At 71.1% G+C, this 17,526-nt stretch carries 13 protein-coding genes; 6 read left to right on the top strand and 7 right to left on the bottom strand.

Annotated features, from left to right (window positions below; translation table 11 throughout):
• Positions 1-13: 13 nt before the first annotated feature.
• From LG334_RS16645 to LG334_RS16670, 6 genes are all read right to left on the bottom strand, one after another.
• Positions 14-490, bottom strand: coding sequence for a phosphate-starvation-inducible PsiE family protein (locus tag LG334_RS16645; protein ID WP_404379758.1), 477 nt, complete (start codon positions 488-490; stop codon positions 14-16).
• Positions 487-1,680, bottom strand: a complete 1,194-nt coding sequence (locus LG334_RS16650) for a geranylgeranyl diphosphate reductase (protein WP_404379759.1) — start codon at positions 1,678-1,680, stop codon at positions 487-489. Before LG334_RS16650 ends, LG334_RS16645 begins: the two co-directional genes overlap by 4 nt.
• Positions 1,677-3,023: a BCD family MFS transporter gene (locus tag LG334_RS16655; protein WP_404379760.1), complete on the bottom strand. Its 1,347-nt coding sequence runs from the start codon at positions 3,021-3,023 to the stop codon at positions 1,677-1,679. The genes LG334_RS16650 and LG334_RS16655 overlap by 4 nt, the downstream gene beginning before the upstream one ends.
• Positions 3,020-3,898: a chlorophyll synthase ChlG gene (gene chlG, locus LG334_RS16660; protein WP_404379761.1), complete on the bottom strand. Its 879-nt coding sequence runs from the start codon at positions 3,896-3,898 to the stop codon at positions 3,020-3,022. Before chlG ends, LG334_RS16655 begins: the two co-directional genes overlap by 4 nt.
• 287 nt (positions 3,899-4,185) lie before the next feature.
• The gene (ppsR, locus tag LG334_RS16665) at positions 4,186-5,625 is read right to left on the bottom strand and encodes a transcriptional regulator PpsR (protein WP_404379762.1); all 1,440 of its coding nucleotides are present in this window, start codon (positions 5,623-5,625) and stop codon (positions 4,186-4,188) included.
• Complete coding sequence (locus LG334_RS16670) at positions 5,622-6,530, bottom strand: B12-binding domain-containing protein (protein ID WP_404379763.1); 909 nt, start codon at positions 6,528-6,530, stop codon at positions 5,622-5,624. The genes ppsR and LG334_RS16670 overlap by 4 nt, the downstream gene beginning before the upstream one ends.
• Before the next feature lie 193 nt (positions 6,531-6,723).
• Between LG334_RS16670 and bchF the strand changes: the two genes are divergently transcribed.
• Genes bchF through bchJ form a run of 4 tightly spaced genes read left to right on the top strand, consistent with a single transcriptional unit; the run spans position 6,724 to position 10,992 of the window.
• Entirely contained in the window at positions 6,724-7,416 is a 693-nt protein-coding gene (gene bchF, locus LG334_RS16675; protein WP_404379764.1) for a 2-vinyl bacteriochlorophyllide hydratase, read from the top strand.
• Positions 7,413-8,732: a ferredoxin:protochlorophyllide reductase (ATP-dependent) subunit N gene (locus LG334_RS16680; RefSeq protein WP_404379765.1), complete on the top strand. Its 1,320-nt coding sequence runs from the start codon at positions 7,413-7,415 to the stop codon at positions 8,730-8,732. Before bchF ends, LG334_RS16680 begins: the two co-directional genes overlap by 4 nt.
• A gap of 3 nt (positions 8,733-8,735) precedes the next feature.
• Positions 8,736-10,349 carry a magnesium-protoporphyrin IX monomethyl ester anaerobic oxidative cyclase gene (bchE, locus tag LG334_RS16685; RefSeq protein ID WP_404379766.1) on the top strand — a complete coding sequence of 538 codons (1,614 nt, stop codon included), beginning with the start codon at positions 8,736-8,738 and terminating at the stop codon, positions 10,347-10,349.
• 4 nt (positions 10,350-10,353) lie between these two features.
• Positions 10,354-10,992, top strand: a complete 639-nt coding sequence (bchJ, locus tag LG334_RS16690; RefSeq protein WP_404379767.1) for a bacteriochlorophyll 4-vinyl reductase — start codon at positions 10,354-10,356, stop codon at positions 10,990-10,992.
• Positions 10,993-11,001: 9 nt separating this feature from the next.
• Here the strand turns inward: bchJ and LG334_RS16695 are convergent, their stop codons facing one another.
• Complete coding sequence (locus LG334_RS16695) at positions 11,002-11,787, bottom strand: B12-binding domain-containing protein (protein ID WP_404379768.1); 786 nt, start codon at positions 11,785-11,787, stop codon at positions 11,002-11,004.
• 459 nt (positions 11,788-12,246) lie between these two features.
• Here LG334_RS16695 and bchB point away from each other — a divergent pair, with 459 nt between their 5' ends.
• Together bchB and LG334_RS16705 are read left to right on the top strand one after the other, a co-directional pair.
• Entirely contained in the window at positions 12,247-13,791 is a 1,545-nt protein-coding gene (gene bchB / locus LG334_RS16700; RefSeq protein ID WP_404379769.1) for a ferredoxin:protochlorophyllide reductase (ATP-dependent) subunit B, read from the top strand.
• Positions 13,763-17,482 (top strand): magnesium chelatase subunit H, encoded by a 3,720-nt coding sequence (locus LG334_RS16705; protein WP_404379770.1) that lies wholly within the window; start codon positions 13,763-13,765, stop codon positions 17,480-17,482. Before bchB ends, LG334_RS16705 begins: the two co-directional genes overlap by 29 nt.
• Positions 17,483-17,526 lie beyond the last annotated feature (44 nt).

Genomic DNA, 17,526 nt, shown 5'->3' on the forward strand with positions numbered 1-17,526 from the left:
CTCCGCAACGCTCCTATTCGTCCTCCCGCTCCCCCGGTGCGTGTGGCGGCTCGGGCGCCACCTTGCCCTCCACCCACAGGATCAGGGCATAGACGGCCCCAAGCGCCAGCACGGCCACGCCCAGGCCGGTGAGGAAGGCGCCCGTGGTGTCCTCGATCTCCAGCACGATCAGCTTGCGCACCACGGCCAGCACGCCGATCAGGATCACGGTGCGCACCTGCACCAGCCCCTTCTGGCCCTCGGCCATCTGCTGGACGGAGTGCGCCAGTTCCAGTGCGATGACGGCCGCCAGGATGCCGTCGAACAGGGCCTGGAAGGTGCTGTAGTTCCACCCCGCATTGTAGCCCAGCGCCGTCTCCACCACCGCCCTCAGGAAATTGGCCGTCGCCAGGACGATCACGCCGGCCATGCCGACCAGCAGCAGCCAGGCGATGATGCGCTCGAAGGCGGCGTACCCCTTGGCGGCCCGATGGATGGGCCCGCCCTTCACGGCCGCACCAGCCCGAACAGGTGCGCCAGATCCTTGAAGAAGATGCGCATGTGGGCGGTCGGGTCGCGGCGGGTGAGTTCCTTGTTCATGTAGGACTGCCACGTCAGCGCCTGCACGTCCGGATCGCGGCAAATGCTGACGAACCGTTCCCGCCGCGCGTCGGACGAATACCAGAACCGCTGCATCAGGCCGAGTATCCAGAACACCCGGCCGTGCGCCTTCAGGAACCGCTTCCGCGCCGTCGCCAGGGCGCGGGCATCACCGCTCTCCAGCGCCACCGCCACCGCCTCGGCAGCCATGCGGCCCGAGGCCATGGCGTAGTAGATGCCTTCGCCCGAGGCCGGCGCGACGGTACCCGCCGCATCGCCGCACAGCACCACGTCGCGACCGTTGTCCCAGCGCTTGCGGGGCTTCAGCGGGATGGGCGCGCCCTCGGTGCGCAGGGTCTCGGCCGCCGCCAGGCCGGCGCGTTCGCGCAGCAGGGCGGTGGCGTCGCGCAGGGGGAAGCCGTCCTGCGCGGTGCCCATGCCGATGCTGGCGGTCTCGCCGTGGGGGAAGACCCAGCCGTAGAAGTCCGGCGACACGTCGCCCTGATAGACGACGTCGCAGCGCAGCGGATCATAGGCGCCACCGGGCTCGGGCGCGCGGATGATTTCGTGATAGGCGATGACGCTGGGCGGCGGCGGGGTGTCCGGCATCGCCAGCCGGGCGACGGTGGAGCGGGCTCCGTCGGCGCCGACGACCATACGCGCACGTACCGAACCACCCTCCCCCGCCTTGCCGCGCAAGCTCAGGCGCAGCACGCCGTCCCCGTCGCGCTCCAGGGCAGAAAGCGTCGCAGTGCGGCGGCGGGCGCCGAGCGTGGCGGCGCGGGCGCGCAGCCACTCGTCGAAGGTCTCGCGGTTGACCATGCCGACGAAGCCGTCGTCGGCGATGGGCATGTCGACCTCTTTCCCCGACGGCGCGATCACCCGCGCCCCGCGCACGCGGGTGCAGAGCACGCTCTCGGGCACGGCGAACTCGCGCAGCAGCCGGGGCGGCACGGCACCGCCACAGGGCTTGGGTCGCCCGGCCCGGTCGAGCAGCAGGACCGACCACCCGGCGCGCGCCAGGTCGGCCGCCGCCGTGGCACCGGCGGGACCGCCGCCGACCACCACCACGTCGAAGGTCTCGGGGCTGTTGAGGATCATCGGCCGCCTCCCGCGTCCAGCATGGCAAGACCACCGCCGCCGGCCGGCTTCGGCATGGCACGGACGCCCAGCGCGGGGCGCGCGGCCAGGGCGGCGGCGGCGACGAACAACAGGGCCTCGGCGGAGAACACCAGGCCGTAGGCGACGGCGGGTTCGGCCAGAACGGCGCGGGCGGCGTCGACGGCGGCCGTCCCCAGGAAGCCGCCGAGCCCGAAGGCGACGGCCTGGGCCGCGCCCCAGACGCCCATGCGCATCCCCTCGCGCCCCGGACCACCGGCCCCGGCCAGGGCCATCATCGAGCCGATGGCGGCGACGGCGAAGGCGCCGTTGGAGACACCCAGCGCCGCGACGGTGGCCTTCAGCGGCCACCCCGGCCCGGCCATCCCGCCAAAGACCAGCAGCCCCAATGCACCGGCGGAAGCAAGGCAGCCGCCCACCGTCCACAGCTTCAAGGAGCCAACGGACCGCCCGCGCCCCAGCCATCCGGCCAGCCCAACCAGCACCATGCCGGCGAACACGCCGCCGTGCTGCACGCCAGCGAGGCTGGTGCTCTGGCCCGGTGTCATGCCGAAGACGGTGCCGGCGAAAGGCTCCAGGATCAGGTCCTGAAGGCTGTAGGCCAGCATGGAGACGAAGACGAACACGGCGAAGCGGCGCGTCTGCCCCTCGCTCCAGACGGCGCGGAAGGCTTGCGCGAAGGGCGGCTTGCGGATGTCGGGACGGCGCACCGGCGCCCCCTCGGTCCCCCACACCGCCGCCAGCGTCACCAGCAGCGCGACGGCGGAGACCACCGCCGTCACCGCCACCAGCCGCGCCGGCGTGTAGGGATCGAGCTGCGCGCCCACGGCCCCGGCCGTCACGGCGAAGCCCAGAATCATCATCATCCAGACCAGCGTCGCGGCGGGCGCCCGGCGCTTGGGGTCGACCCGCGTCGCCAGCAGCGCCAGCAGCGACGTCCCGGCCGCCCCCACGCCCATGCCGATCAGCACGAAACCGGCCACCGCCAGCGCCACGCCGGCGGCGGTGTCCGATCCCATCCAGGCGACGGCGGCCGAGGCGGTGACGGCGCCCAGGCCCAGAACGGCCATGCCGCCGATGATCCAGGGCGTGCGCCGTCCGCCGACGTCGGAGCCGTGGCCCCAGCGAGGGCGGAGGAATTGCAGCACGTAATGCAGCGCCACCAGGGCGCCGGGCAGCATGGCCGGCAGGGCCAGTTCCACCACCATCACCCGGTTCAGGGTGGAGGTTGTCAGCACCACGATGGCCCCCAGCGCCGTCTGCACCAGGCCGAGCCGCAGGATGCCGCCCCAGCCCAGCGGCGCGGGCGTCGCGGGAATGCTCATGAGGCCACCTCCGGCAGCACGGCGAAGGCACACACCAGCATCCCCAGCACATAAAGGCTGGTGCCGGTGGCGTTGTACCAGGGAGCGAGGTCGCGCGGGCGCTTGAGGAACCGCAGCATGAGCAGCCCCTGCACCGCCAGCAGTGCGGCGACGATGGCGGCGTGCCAGGGGCGCCCCCAGTCGATCAGCAGCACCACGACCGCCACCTGCGGCAGCGCCATGACGGCGCAGGCAAACCGGGCGGCGGGGCCGACACCCATCTGCACGGGCAGCGAGCGCACGCCCATCTTGCGGTCGCCCTCCACCGCCTTGAAATCATTGAGCGTCATGATCCCGTGGGCGCCCAGGCTGTAGAGCCCGGCCAGCGCCAGCACCCGCCAGTCGGGCAGCGCGGCGGCCATGACGGCGGCGCCGGTGAACCACGGCAGCCCCTCGTAGCACACCGCCACGGCGGCGTTGCCCCACCAGCCGTTGCCCTTCAGCCGAAACGGCGGCGCGGAGTACGCCCAGGCCAGCAGCAGCCCGACGGACGCCGCCAGCAGCACCCACGGCCCCAGCGCCCAGGCGACGGCCAGGCTGACGAGCGTCCAGGCGATGGCGATATACAGCCCCCAGCGGCCGGGAATGCGGCCCGAGGGAATGGGGCGGTCGGGCTCGTTGATGGCGTCGACGTGGCGGTCGAACCAGTCGTTGACGGCCTGGCTCGTGCCGCACACCAGCGGCCCCGCCAGCAGCACGCCGGCCAGCGCCAGGGGCGCCTGCTCCAGCGACGGCCAGCCGGCGGAGACGACGCCGCAGCCAAACGCCCACATGGGCGCAAACCATGTGATGGGCTTGAGAAGCTGGACGACGGGTGTGAAGGCGACTCGTTCCATGCCTTCAAGGGTAGGACGGTCGCGGGGCACCGTCAACAACGATTGACGTCATGTTTATCTTACAGACGATGCAAGAATGGCTGGCAGCGGAGGCAGTTTCCTGCTTTCGAGGCTGCAAAGGCATTGGTGGAGGTTTCCCGACGGGAGCGCGGCAGGATGGTCAGCACCATGTGCGGATTCCTGCTTTCGCAGGAATGACGGGGATTTCTGATTTTGAAGCAGGCCCTTAAGACCCGTCGTCCCAGCGAAAGCTGGGACCCATGGACGCGGTCAACCGCCCCCAGCCGTCAGCCGGCGTTGTCACCGTCCATGTCGCCGATCATGCCGTAGCGGCGCAGCTTGACGTAGAGGCTCTGGCGCGACAGGCCCAGCATTTCCGCCGCCGAGGCACGGTTGTCGCCGGTCAGGTCCAGGGCCGCCTGGATGCACAGTTGCTCGATCATGTCGGTGGTGTCGCGGATGATGTCCTTCAGCGGCACGCGGCCCACCAGTTCGGTCAACTCGTTGACGGAATGGGGCAGTTCCGGCTCCGTCGGCGGCGGCTCGGCGCTCAGGCGCTGGCTGACGTCGCGGATGACGAAGGCGATGTCGGTGCCCGCCCCCTCGCTGAGCGCCACCGCCGACAGTTCCACGTCGGCACCGGCGCCGTACTCGCCCTGCGCCAAGGTCCCAAGCAGCCGCACGCTGCCGTCCTCGCGCACCGTGCCGATGATCGCCGCCAGGTCGATTCCCGGCCGGCCGATCCAGCGGTCCATCGGTTCGCCGCGCACCTGTTCCTCGGTCGCCAGTTGCACGAGATCAAGAAACGCCGTGTTGGCCGACCGGATGCGCCCGGTGTTATCGGTCAGGACGAAGGCGTCCGGCAGGGCCATCATGGCCTCCTGCCAGGCGCCGGCAGCCTCGGCGCCCTGCCCGGACGCCATGGCGTCGGAGCGCTGGGGCAGCAGGCGGATCAGGAAGAACGCCGCGCGCTCCTGCCGGAACAGGGCGGCCGACAGCACCACCGGCGCCGGCTGCCCGGCCAGGTGGACCGTCACGCCCTCGGCCTCGCCGCGTGCCCGCACGGTCGCCAGCAGCGACGTCACGGCCTGCACGTCGTCCCCCTCGATGCCGTGGGGGAAGGTGCGGCCGACGATCTGCCGCGTGCTGTCGCCGAACAGGGCGACGGCCGCCGGATTGGCCTCCACCACCTTGCGGGTCTGCGCGTCGACCACCAGCACGGCTTCCGAGGTCAGTTTGAACAGCAGGCGGTAGCGGGTTTCCATGTGGCGCAGGCGGGCATAGTCGCGCTCCAGCGATTGCTGCGCGTTGACCAGACGCTGCTGAAGCTCCGCCAGCGAGCGCAGATCGCGTCCCAGCGCCACGATGGGTCCGTCACGGTCCAGCCGCACGGCGGAATAAAGCACCGGCACGTCGGCCTTGCCGCTCCCGCCCGGGTGGTTGACCTGGCGCGGGCGCGGCGTCTCGGTCGCATCGGCACCGCGGGCGGCCTTGAGCAGGGCCTCGATCTTGGGGCGGCTTTCCACCGTCACGGTTTCCAGCCACGACCGGCCCAGCCACTCCCCGCCGGCGGCGCGTTGCAGGTCCTCGCTGCCGAACGCGGCGTCACGCACCGTGCCGTCGGCGTCCATCACCAGGGCGATGTCGGCCGCCGAGGCGATCAGGGTCGCGGCGGCTTCCGCCCCCAGCGTGCCCAGCGATGTCTTCGGTGTGCGGAAGTGTTTCACGGATCACCAGCCACAAGAGATCGAGAACCACGGTCGTCGCAACGGCCGCCCGGATCGGCATACGGCCACGCCGACAATCGTTCCGCCAGCGTTACCGCATGACGACCGTTTACCCCCATTGCATCGGCCCCAACAAGCCCGGAGATGCTTGGATCGCAAAGAAAAACAGGTCCCCCGACAACGACCGCAACATTTCTGCAACAACTCACGCGACGAATGTCGGAGATCGTCGCCTCAAGTTCAGACAGCCAGCGGGCGCCGGAAAGGGAGAGGCCGACGACGGCGAACGGCGTCTCCGCCACCGCCCGCACCAGCGCGCAGCGGGTGGTCGGCGCCGGCGGCGCAGCCACCTCCCAGCCTGCCCGGCGCAGGAAGACGGCAACCGTTTCGGCGCCGAAGCCGTGCTGCTCGCCGGGAGTCGATGCCACCAGGGCGCGCCGGGCCGGACCGGGCGCGGCGGCCATGGCGTCGGGCGCGCAGTCGGCGGTGTCCAGTTCCTTCAACAGGCCCTGCACGGTGAGCATGCCCGTGGTGACTTCGGCGAAACCGCAGGTGTCGGCAGCCCAGGCATCGCCCAGCCGGCGGGCGATCGGCCCCAGGAGGTCGAGCATGAGGGCCGGCGCGGGCAGCCCGCGCGCAAGACGGCCGCGGACATGGCGGCGCACCGGGCCGTGCTGGCCGGCGATCAGAAGCCGCGCCAGGCCGTCCGCTTCCGCCGCCGTGACCACGGCCGCCGAATGTCCGGCACCCGGCTGCCGCCTCCGGTGGCGGGCGATGAGGCGGGGGATCAGATGATGCTGAACCGCCCGGTCCAGCACCACGGCCGGCGGCGGCGCCTGGATGGCGAACGCCCCCGCGCCAGCCGCCGGACCGCTCAACGCATCAGGCCGGTGCAGGACAGGCATGGGGGGCAGGCCGCGATGGGGGCCGAGCATTCGCCGTCTCCTTTGCGGGGGAGCCACTCGTATACCGAACCACCGTCACAGCATGCCTTCTCCCCGCCCCGCCTGTCATTCATTTTTTACGTCTAGTTCTATTGACACGTCGGATGCGGCGGTTCAGACTCCGTCCATGCGCTGAGCCTCGAGGAGGATCGTCATGCGTCAGCATCTGGCGGACGCCCGCCCCTACGCCCCGACCTTCGGCACCCGCCTTGCGGGCTGGCTGGACATCGACCGCGCCATCGCCGCCATCGACGGCTGCCCGTGGACGGCCACCTCCGGCCTGGCCCGGCACCGCGCCGCCGTGCGCCGCGCCAACGCCAGGCACGCCGCCGCCGTCGGCCGCATTCGGCCGGTGCGGCCCCTCTACACGCCCGACGAACGGCGACGGCGCGACGAGTCGCCGTGGACGCTGGTGCAGGGTGTGCTCGCGCCCGTGCAGTTCCTGGTGTTCGTGGTCAGCCTGGCCCTGGTGCTTCGCACGCTGGCGACCGGCGAGGGCTATGCGCTCGCCACCGGATCGGTGGTGGCCAAGACGCTGGTGCTCTACGCCATCATGGTCACCGGGGCGATCTGGGAGAAAAAGGTCTTCGGCCGCTACCTCTTCGCCCCGGCCTTCTTCTGGGAAGACGTGGTCAGCATGCTGGTGCTGGCCCTGCACACCGCCTACCTGGGCGCGGTGGCCTTCGGCTGGCTGGACGCGACGGGGCAGCTTCTGCTGGCGCTTGCGGCCTATGTGGCCTACGTGGTCAACGCCGGGCAGTTCGTGTTGAAGCTGCGCGCCGCCCGCCGCCAGGAGCGTGACGAGGTCGAAGGCGGCCTGCCCGCCGGGGCGGAGCCGGCGGAATGACCCCCTTCGACCGCTCCGACCCCGCCCCGCCCGCCGGCGGCTGCGACGACACTCCGCCGGCGGTGCTGCGGGAACGCGGCCAGCATGAAGTGTTCTGCGGCCTGACGGGCATCATCTGGCTGCACCGCAAGATGCGCGACGCCTTCTTCCTGATCGTGGGGTCGCGCACCTGCGCCCACCTCATGCAGTCCGCCGCCGGGGTGATGATCTTCGCCGAGCCGCGCTTCGCCACCGCCATCCTGGAGGAACAGGACCTCGCGGGTCTGGCCGACGCCAACGACGAGCTGGACCGCGTGGTGGACCGCCTGCTGGCCCGCCGGCCGGACGTAAAGACGCTGTTCCTGGTGGGATCGTGCCCGTCCGAGGTCATCAAGATCGACCTCTCCCGCGCCGCCCAGCGGCTTTCGCGCCGCCACCTGCCGGCGACGCGCGTGCTGGCCTACTCCGGCAGCGGCATCGAGACGACGTTCACGGAAGGGGAAGACGCCTGCCTCGCCTCCCTGGTGCCGGAGATGCCGGCGGCGGCGGCGGACGCGGCGTCGCTGCTGGTCATCGGATCGCTGCCCGACCTGGTGGAAGACCAGTTCGCCCGGCTGTTCGCCGCCATGGGGCTGGAGAACGCGGGGTTCCTGCCCGCCCGCGAGGCCTCCGTCCTGCCCGCCGTGGGGCCGGGAACGCGCGTGCTCATGGCGCAGCCCTTCCTCGCCGCCACCGCCAAGGCGTTGGAGGGGCGCGGAGCCGAGGTGCTGTCCGCCCCCTACCCCTTCGGCGCCGAGGGCACGGAAGCCTGGCTGCGCGAGGGCGCGCGGGCGTTTCGCGTGCCGGAGGATCGGTTCGCCGCCGCCATCGCGCCGGGCAAGGCGCGGGCGGTAAAGGCGCTGGCGGCGGCGCGGGAAAGGCTGGCCGGCAAGTCGGTGTTCTTCTTCCCCGACTCGCAGTTGGAGATCCCGTTGGCGCGGTTCCTGGCGCGCGAGATGGGCATGACGCTGACGGAAGTCGGCACGCCCTACCTCCACCGCCGCCACATGGCCGCCGAACTGGCGCTGCTGCCCGAGGGCACGCCCCTGTCGGAGGGCCAGGACGTCGACCGGCAACTGGACCGCGCCCGCACCGCCCGGCCGGACCTGACCGTCTGCGGCCTCGGCCTCGCCAATCCGCTGGAGGCCGAGGGGCTGGCGACCAAGTGGTCCATCGAGCTGGTCTTTTCCCCCGTCCACGGGTTCGAGCACGCCGCCGACCTGGCCGAACTGTTCACCCGCCCGCTGACCCGCCGCGCGCTGCTGGCGCGCGGCCAAGACCAGAGCAAGAGGGCCTGAGCCATGCGCATCGTCCTGATCCATCCCAACTATCACTCGGGCGGGGCGGAGATCGCCGGAAGCTGGCCGCCGGCCTGGGCGGCCTACATCGGCGGCGCCCTGAAGGCAGCCGGGTTCACCGACGTCACCTTCATCGACGCCATGACCCATCACCTGGACGACGACACGGTCCGCGCCCGCCTGCGCGACCTTCAGCCCGACGTGATCGGCGCGACGGCCATCACGCCGTCAATCTACAAGGCGGAACGGCTGCTTGAGATCGCCAAGGAGGAAGTGCCGGAGGCCGTGACCGTTCTGGGCGGCGTGCACGCGACCTTCATGTACCAGCAGGTGCTGACGGAGGCGCCCTTCATCGACGCCATCGTGCGCGGCGAGGGCGAAGAAATCATCGTCAACCTGGTGCGCGCGGTCGACGAGGGCCGCTGGCCGGCCGACCGCGCCGCCGTGCGCGGCATCGCATACCGCGACGAGAACCGCGAGCAGATCATCGCCACGCCCGCCGCGCCGACCGTCAAGGACCTGGATGCCATCACGCCCGACTGGGGCCTGTTGTCGTGGGACGACTACCGGTACGTGCCGCTGGGTGTGAAGGTCGCCATTCCCAACATGGCGCGTGGCTGCCCCTTTACATGCAGCTTCTGCAGCCAGTGGAAGTTCTGGCGCGACTACCGCATCCGCGACCCCAAAAAGGTTGTCGACGAGATCGAGGGGCTGGTCAACGACCACTGCGTCGGGTTCTTCATCCTGGCCGACGAGGAACCGACCATCAACCGCAAGAAGTTCATCCAGTTCTGTCAGGGACTGATCGACCGCGGCCTGCCGGACAAGATCACCTGGGGCATCAACACCCGCGTCACCGACATACTGCGCGACGAGGACCTGCTGCCCTTCTACCGCAAGGCCGGGCTGGTGCATGTGTCGCTGGGCACGGAGGCCGCCGCGCAGTTGAAGCTGGACCGCTTCAACAAGGAAACCAAGGTGGAGGAGAACGCCCGCGCCATCCGCCTTCTGCGCGAGGCCGACATCTTCGTGGAGGCGCAGTTCATCGTCGGGCTGGACAACGAAACGCCGGAAACCCTGGAAGAAACCTACCGCATGGCGAAGGACTGGGACCCCGACCTCGCCAACTGGGCCATGTACACGCCCTGGCCGTTCTCGCCCCTGTTCCAGGATCTGGGGGAGAAGGTGGAGGTCTTCGACTTCGAGAAATACAACTTCGTCACCCCCATCATGAAGCCCGAGGCCATGGACCGGGCGGAGCTTCTGGACCGGGTGATGCACAACTACCGGCGCTTCTACATGCGCAAGGCGCTGCTCCACTACCCCTGGCGCGGCACCGGCTTCCGCCGCCGCTACCTGCTGGGATGCCTGAAGGCGTTCCTGAAGGCAGGCGTGCAGCGCACGTTCTATGACCTGGGCAAGGTGGGCTACTGGGGCCCGCAGTCCAAGGAGACGGTGGACTTCCACTTCGACGAGCGCCGCACCCGCGCGCCCCTGCCCGCCAGCACCGACGACTGGCAGGCCGCCGCCGAGCGCGGCCGCAAGCCGGACGCGCCGACGGAACCGGAGGCCACCATGGCCTGCGGCGGCGGCCGTCAGCAGATGGAGGACGCCTGAGGCCATGCCCCGGCCGGCCATCCAGGATCACGCGCCCGATGCGGTCCTGGCGGCGGCGGCCGGCGTCATCGGTCCCAACGCCCTGATCCAGGTGGCGGCGGCGCTGAAGGAGTCGTACGGACCGGCGGAGGCGGCGGCGGTGTTCGCCGCGGCCGGGGTGGCGCGGTATCTGGACACCCCGCCGCGGACCATGGTGGACGAGCGCATGGTCACCGCCCTGCACGCGGCCCTGCGCGCGCATCTGGGCGTGGCGGAGGCGCGCGCGGTGGCCGATGATGCGGGGGTGCGGACGGCCGACTACCTGCTCGCCCATCGCATCCCGCCGGCTGCCCAAAGGGTGCTGCGGGTTCTGCCCCCGACACTGGCGGCGCGGATGCTGCTGGGCTCCATCGGCGCCCATGCCTGGACCTTTGCCGGCAGCGGCACCTTCACCCACCGGGCCGGCCGGCCGGTGGTGCTCGAGATCAAGGGATGCCCCTTGTGCCGGGGCGCCCTCGCGGCGTCGGAGGAGGTGCTGTGCGACTACTACGCCGGCACCTTCCGTCATCTTTTCCTGACACTGGTCACGCCGCGCGCCCGCATCGCGCAGACGACCTGCCAGGCCGCCGGGGCAGCGGCCTGCGGCTTCATCATTGCCTGGTAAAGCCCCGCCTCATGTCATTGCCAACAGGGTTTCCGCCTGAAGAACGGCGTCGTGGCCGTCGGTGGCCATGGCGTCGGCGCCCACGTCGACGGCCCATTCCGGGTGATCCACGAACAGCGCGCCGCCCACCAGCACCTGCACCGGCCGGTCGCCGGCGGAGCGACGGACGGCGGTGATGGCCTGCGTCAGCGGGTTCAGGTGGCGCTCGCAGGAGGCGGACAGGCCCACCATGCCCACGCGGCGCCGGCGCACCGCCCCGGCCAGCGCGGCACCGGAGCGGAAGCAGTCGCGGGCGCAGACCCAGCCGGCGCGGCGCAGGAAGGCCGCCACCACCGACAGGCCGAACCCATGCTGTTCGCCCGGCACGGGGCACAGCAGGATGGTCCGTCCGCCTTCACCGGCCACCGGCGCGGTGGTTGTGAAGCGGGGGCCGAGCGCGTGCAGCGCCTGTTGCAGGTTGCAGCACCCCAGCGTGACGTCGGCGAAGGAGCACAGGTCTTCCTCCCACCAGACGCCGAGGCGGCGCGCGACGGGACCCAGAAGATCCGTGCAGAGGGTTTCGGCGGTAAAACCGGCCGCATGCAGCTTTTGCACATGGGCCACCGCGGTTTCCGCATCGCCCTTCATCGCCAGGTCGGCGAAGTGGCGGATGTAGCCCATCCCCGGCAGGATTACCGGCGGGGTCGCGGAAAAGCGGACTTCCGGCGCTGCCAGCGACCATCCCAGCGCGCCGTGTCTTTGATCGTCGGCGGCTCCACGCCCTTCCACCAGGGCGTCGCGTGTCGACACATCCATACCATTGACCTCCCCGATTCATGACAGCCGGACCGCACGGCCGGCCATCGCCGGACACGGTCTGATCTCGCCGTCACGGGGCGCGTCGGTGTCGGCGGCGTCTCCGTCGGGCCCGGCGCCCATGCGGAAGCGTGCCGGCATCGACGCGGCGCCGCTTGAGCGGACCGGTCGTTGGCGTCAAGGCCCCCGGCACGGGGCCGGATGGTCTGGGAGGAGGAGGAGCGCGTGACGCAGTCCTTCAACCGCGACATGCGTGGAATTGTTCCCTCGGTATACTCAGAAATCTCCGACCGGGTGCATTTTTATCCGATCGGATACGCATTGTCATGTTTACGTCAACTGCACTTGACACTCCGACGGCGACGGCCTTACGCTTTCTCCAGGTGCCACGAGGAGGACCGTTGCCATGCCTCGCCGCCACGCCACTTTTTCGTCCCGATCCGCGCGCGGAGCCGTCTCATGCGCCTGACGGTCTGGACATACGACGGCCCGCCCCACGTGGGCGCCATGCGGGTGGTCACGGCCATGCGCGGCGTGCATTACGTGCTGCACGCACCGCAGGGCGACACCTACGCCGACCTTCTGTTCACCATGATCGAGCGGCGCGACCGCCGCCCCCCGGTCACCTACACCACCTTCAAGGCCAGCGACCTTGGCGGCGACACCGCCGCGCTGTTCAAGGACACGGCGCGCGCGGCGTATGATCGCTTCCGCCCGCAGGCCATGATCGTCAGCGCGTCCTGCACCGGGGAACTGATCCAGGACGACCCCGGAGGCCTCGCCAAGGCGCTGGACCTGCCGGTGCCGGTGATCCCGCTGCACCTGAACAGCTATCAGCGGAAAGAGAATTGGGGCGCGGCAGAGACCTTCCACGCCCTGGTGCGCGGGTGCTGCCGGGGCCGGACGTATGGTCCCAGGCCCGCCGGCGCCCGTCCCACCGCCAATATCCTGGGTCCGGCGGCGCTGGGCTTCCGTCATCGCGACGACCAGGCGGAAGTGCGTCGGCTGCTGTCGCTGCTGGGGATCGACGTCGCCGTCACCGCGCCGTGGGAGGCCTCTCCGGCCGATCTGGTGCGCCTGCCGGACGCCGACTTCAACGTGGTCCTGTACCCGGAAATCGCCGACACCGCCGCCAAGTGGCTGTCGCGCACCTTCCGTCAGCCGCACACCCGCACCGTCCCCATCGGCCTGAACGCCACCCGCGACTTTTTGCGGGAGGCCGCCGAACTGGCCGGCGTCGACCCTGCTCCGGCCCTGGCGGCTGTCGAGGCGCAGGCGCGGATGCCGTGGTACGCGGCCTCGGTCGACTCGACCTACCTGACGGGCAAGCGCGTGTTCATCTTCGGCGACGCCACCCACGCCGTCGCCGCCGCCCGTGTGGCGTCGGAGGAACTGGGGTTCACGGTCTGCGGCCTGGGCACCTACGGCCGGGAATTCGCCCGTGACGTCCGCGCTGCCGCCGACCGCCTCGGCCTCGACGCCCTCATCACCGACGACATGCTGGAGGTGGAGGAGGCCATCGCCGCCGCCCGGCCCGAGCTGGTGCTGGGCACGCAGATGGAGCGCCACATCGCCAAGCGCCTGGGCCTGCCCTGCGCCGTCATCTCCGCCCCCGTCCACGTCCAGGACCACCCCGCGCGCTATGCCCCGCAGATGGGGATAGAGGGTGCGAACGTGATCTTCGACACCTGGGTGCATCCGCTGATGATGGGGCTGGAGGAACACCTGCTGACCATGTTCCGCGACGACCCGGAATTCCACGGCGAGGCCGCGCCCTCGCACCTGGGGCCGCCCATTCCCATGCCCACGCCCGCGCAGGTCGTCGAAGACACCGCCGCCGCCGCCCTGTCCTGGGCCGCCGACGCCGAGTTGGAGCTGAAAAAGATCCCCTTCTTCGTGCGTGGCAAGGCGCGGCGCAACACCGAACGCTTCGCCGCCGGCCACGGCCTGTCCACCATCACCATCGAGACGCTCTATGACGCCAAGGCACATTTCGGACGCTGACCGCGCCCCGGCCGGCGTCGTGCCGGTCCGTGTGGTGATCGTGACGCTGGACGCCCATCTGGCCGGCGCCCTGGACCGCGCGCGCACCGATCTCGCCCGCGACCTGCCGGGCCTGACGCTCACCCTGCACAGCGCGGTGGAGTGGGAGCACGACGCGGGCGCGCTGGAACGCTGCAAGGCCGACATCGCCCAGGCCGACGTCATCCTCGCGACCATGCTTTTCATGGACGACCACGTGAAGGCCATCCTGCCCGCCCTTCAGGCGCGGCGGGAGCAGTGCGACGCCCTGGTTGGCTGCATGTCGGCCGGCGAGGTCATCCGCTGCACGAAGCTGGGCCCCTTCCGCATGGACGGCGCCGACCGGGGGCCGCTGGCGCTGCTCAAGCGCCTGCGCGGCGACCGGAGCAAAAAGAAGGGTGGCGGGGCCAGTGGTGCGAACCAGATGGCGATGCTGAAACGCATCCCCCGCATCCTTCGGCTCATTCCCGGCAAGGCGCAGGACCTGCGGGCCTATTTCCTCACGCTGCAATACTGGCTGGCGGGGTCGGAAGAGAACATCGCCAGCCTGGTGCGCTTCCTGGTCGACCGCTACGCCACCGGCCCCCGCCGCGCCCTGCACGGCCGGCTGAAGCCGCGCGAGCCGGTGGAATACCCCGAAGTCGGTCTGTATCACCCGGACCTGACGGTGCGCGCCACCACCGACCTTGCCGCCCTGCCCCGGCCGTCGCCGTGCAAGGGGACGGTGGGCCTGCTGCTCATGCGATCCTACGTGCTGGCGGGCAACACCGCGCACTATGACGGCGTCATCCGGGCGCTGGAGGCGCAGGGGCTGGCGGTGCGTCCGGCCTTTGCGAGCGGCCTGGACGCGCGCCCGGCGGTGGACGCCTTCTTCCGGTCCGACGACGGCGCGGCGGCGGTGGATGCGGTGGTTTCGCTGACCGGCTTCTCCCTGGTGGGCGGCCCGGCCTACAACGACGCGAAAGCCGCCGAGGAAACGCTGGCGAGCCTCGACGTGCCGATCCTCACCGCCCACGCCCTGGAGTTCCAGACGCTGGAGCAGTGGCGCGGGTCTCCGCGGGGGCTGATGCCGGTGGAGGCCACCATGATGGTCGCCATCCCGGAACTGGACGGCGCCATCTCCCCCATGCTCTACGGCGGCCGCACGGAAACGCCCGGCGGCGCCCCCGCCATGGCGCCCGAGCCCGAGCGCTGCGCCATGCTGGCCGCGCGGGTGGCGAAGCGCGTGGCATTGCGCAAAACCGCCAAGGCCGCGCGCAAGGTCGCCGTGGTGCTGTTCAACTTCCCGCCCAACGCCGGCGCCACGGGCACGGCGGCCTATCTGTCCGTCTTCCAAAGCCTTCACAACACCCTGGCGGCGCTGAAGGCCGACGGCTACGGCGTGGACGTGCCCGAGGACGTGGACGCCCTGCGCGCCGCCGTGCTGGAAGGCACCGCCGAACGCCACGGCCAGCCGGCCAACGTCGCGGCCCGCATCTCCGCCGACGATCATGTGCGGCGCGAGGCAAGGCTTGCGGAGATCGAGGCGCAATGGGGGCCGGCGCCGGGCCGGCACCAGAGCGACGGCGGCGGCATCTTCGTGCTGGGCCGAACCTTCGGCAACGTCTTCGTCGGCGTCCAGCCCGCCTTCGGCCACGAGGACGACCCCATGCGGCTGATGTTCGAGGGCGGATCGGCGCCGACCCATGCGTTCTCCGCCTTCTACCGCTGGCTGCGGGAGGACTTCGCCGCCGACAGCCTGCTGCACTTCGGCATGCACGGCGCCCTGGAATTCATGCCGGGCAAGCAGGCGGGGCTGTCGGGCACCTGCTGGCCCGACCACCTGATCGGCGCCCTGCCGCACGTCTACCTCTACGCCGCCAACAACCCGTCGGAGGCGACGCTCGCCAAGCGGCGGACGGCGGCGACCATGGTCACCCACCTGACGCCGCCGCTCGCCGAAGCCGGGCTGCACCGGGAGCTTCTGGAGATCAGGGACGGCATCGAGCGGTGGCGCGCCCTTCCCCTTGATGCCATCGAGGACCGCACGCGCCTTGCCGAAACGCTCCGGGCTCAGGCGCGGGCGGTGGACGTCGGCCCCGGCGCCGATGCCTGGACGCGCGATCCGCATGGGGCCGTCGCCGCGCTTGGCCATGCGGTGCTGGGGCTGGAACAGACGCTCATCCCCCACGGCCTGCACGTGGTCGGCCGCCCGCCCGCCGAAGACGCCCGCATCGACATGCTTTCGGCCATGGCCGAGGCCGCCCACGGCACGCGCCCAGACCGCGCGGGGGTGGCGGCGATCGTCACCGGCGGCCGTTCCGCCTTGCCGCGCGAACAGGCCGACGCCCTGGCCGAGTGGGACCGGCGGCTGCGGGAGGATCACGAGCTTCCCGCCCTGCTGCGCGCGCTGGACGGCCGCTACATCCGCCCCGCCCCCGGCGGCGACATCCTGCGCACGCCCGACGTGCTGCCGACGGGCCGCAACCTGCACGGCTTCGACCCCTACCGCATTCCCGATGCCTGGGCCGTGGCCGATGGCGCCCGTCAGGCCGACCGCATCCTCGCCCGCCACACCGCCGAGGGCCACGGCCTGCCGAAAAGCGTCGCCCTGGTGCTGTGGGGGACCGACAACCTGAAAAGCGGCGGCGCTCCGCTGGCCCAGGCCCTGGCGCTGCTCGGCGCCCGCCCGCGTTTCGACGCCTACGGCCGGCTGACCGGTGCGCAGTTGATCCCGCTCCCGGAGCTGGGCCGTCCGCGCATCGACGTGGTGATGACGCTGTCCGGCATCTTCCGCGACCTGCTGCCGCTGCAAACGCGCCTGCTGGCTGAAGCCGCCTGGCTCGCCGCCACCGCCGAGGACGAGGCGCCGGAGGACAACTTCGTCCGCAAGCACGCGCTGGCCTATGCGGAGGCCCACGGCTGCGGCATGGAAACGGCGGCGCTGCGGGTGTTCTCCAACGCCGACGGTGCCTATGGGTCCAACGTCAACCACCTGATCGACAGCGGGTGCTGGGGCGACGAGGACGAGTTGGCCGAGACCTTCAGCCGCCGCAAGTGCTTCGCCTACGGCCGCAAGGGTGCTGCGGTGAAGCAGCCGGAACTGCTGTGCGACATGCTGGCCGGTGTGGCGCTCGCCTATCAGAACCTGGAGAGCGCCGAACTCGGCATCACCACCATCGAACACTACTTCGACACCCTCGGCGGCATCAGCCGGGCCGCCCGCCGCGCCAAGGGATCGCGCGATGCGCTGCCGGTCTACATCGGCGACCAGACGCGCGGCACCAACGCCGCCGTCCGCACCCTGGCCGAACAGGTCGCGCTGGAAACCCACACGCGGATGCTGAATCCGACATGGTACGAGGGCCTGCTGTCCCACGGCCACGAGGGCGTGCGCCAGATCGAGGCCGCCGTGACCAACACCATGGGCTGGTCGGCCACCACCGGGCAGGTCGCACCCTGGGTCTACCAGCGCCTGACCCAGACCTTCCTGCTGGACGAGCAGATGCGCGAGCGCATGGCCGCCCTGAACCCGACCGCGTCCGCCCGTGTCGCCAACCGCCTGCTGGAGGCGCACGAACGCCACTACTGGACCCCCGACCCCGAAACGCTCCGCGCGCTGCAAGACGCCGGCGAGGACCTGGAAGACCGCCTGGAAGGCGTCTCCCCGGCCCCCGGCATGGCCGCCGAATAACCGACAGGAGATTTGCCCCGTGCTCGACTCCCCCGTGAAACGGC

Source organism: Caenispirillum salinarum (genome assembly GCF_044803115.1).
Taxonomy (GTDB): Bacteria; Pseudomonadota; Alphaproteobacteria; order Rhodospirillales; family Rhodospirillaceae; genus Caenispirillum; species Caenispirillum salinarum_A.

Bases quoted from the DNA above. Each gene is read 5' to 3' on its own strand.
- LG334_RS16650 (WP_404379759.1), bottom strand. From the start codon at position 1,680: ATGATCCTCAACAGCCCCGAGACCTTCGACGTGGTGGTGGTCGGCGGC.
- LG334_RS16655 (WP_404379760.1), bottom strand. From the start codon at position 3,023: ATGAGCATTCCCGCGACGCCCGCGCCGCTGGGCTGGGGCGGCATCCTG.
- chlG (WP_404379761.1), bottom strand. From the start codon at position 3,898: ATGGAACGAGTCGCCTTCACACCCGTCGTCCAGCTTCTCAAGCCCATC.
- LG334_RS16670 (WP_404379763.1), bottom strand. From the start codon at position 6,530: ATGCCTGTCCTGCACCGGCCTGATGCGTTGAGCGGTCCGGCGGCTGGC.
- bchF (WP_404379764.1), top strand. From the start codon at position 6,724: ATGCGTCAGCATCTGGCGGACGCCCGCCCCTACGCCCCGACCTTCGGC.
- LG334_RS16680 (WP_404379765.1), top strand. From the start codon at position 7,413: ATGACCCCCTTCGACCGCTCCGACCCCGCCCCGCCCGCCGGCGGCTGC.
- bchE (WP_404379766.1), top strand. From the start codon at position 8,736: ATGCGCATCGTCCTGATCCATCCCAACTATCACTCGGGCGGGGCGGAG.
- bchJ (WP_404379767.1), top strand. From the start codon at position 10,354: ATGCCCCGGCCGGCCATCCAGGATCACGCGCCCGATGCGGTCCTGGCG.
- LG334_RS16695 (WP_404379768.1), bottom strand. From the start codon at position 11,787: ATGGATGTGTCGACACGCGACGCCCTGGTGGAAGGGCGTGGAGCCGCC.
- bchB (WP_404379769.1), top strand. From the start codon at position 12,247: ATGCGCCTGACGGTCTGGACATACGACGGCCCGCCCCACGTGGGCGCC.
- LG334_RS16705 (WP_404379770.1), top strand. From the start codon at position 13,763: ATGACGCCAAGGCACATTTCGGACGCTGACCGCGCCCCGGCCGGCGTC.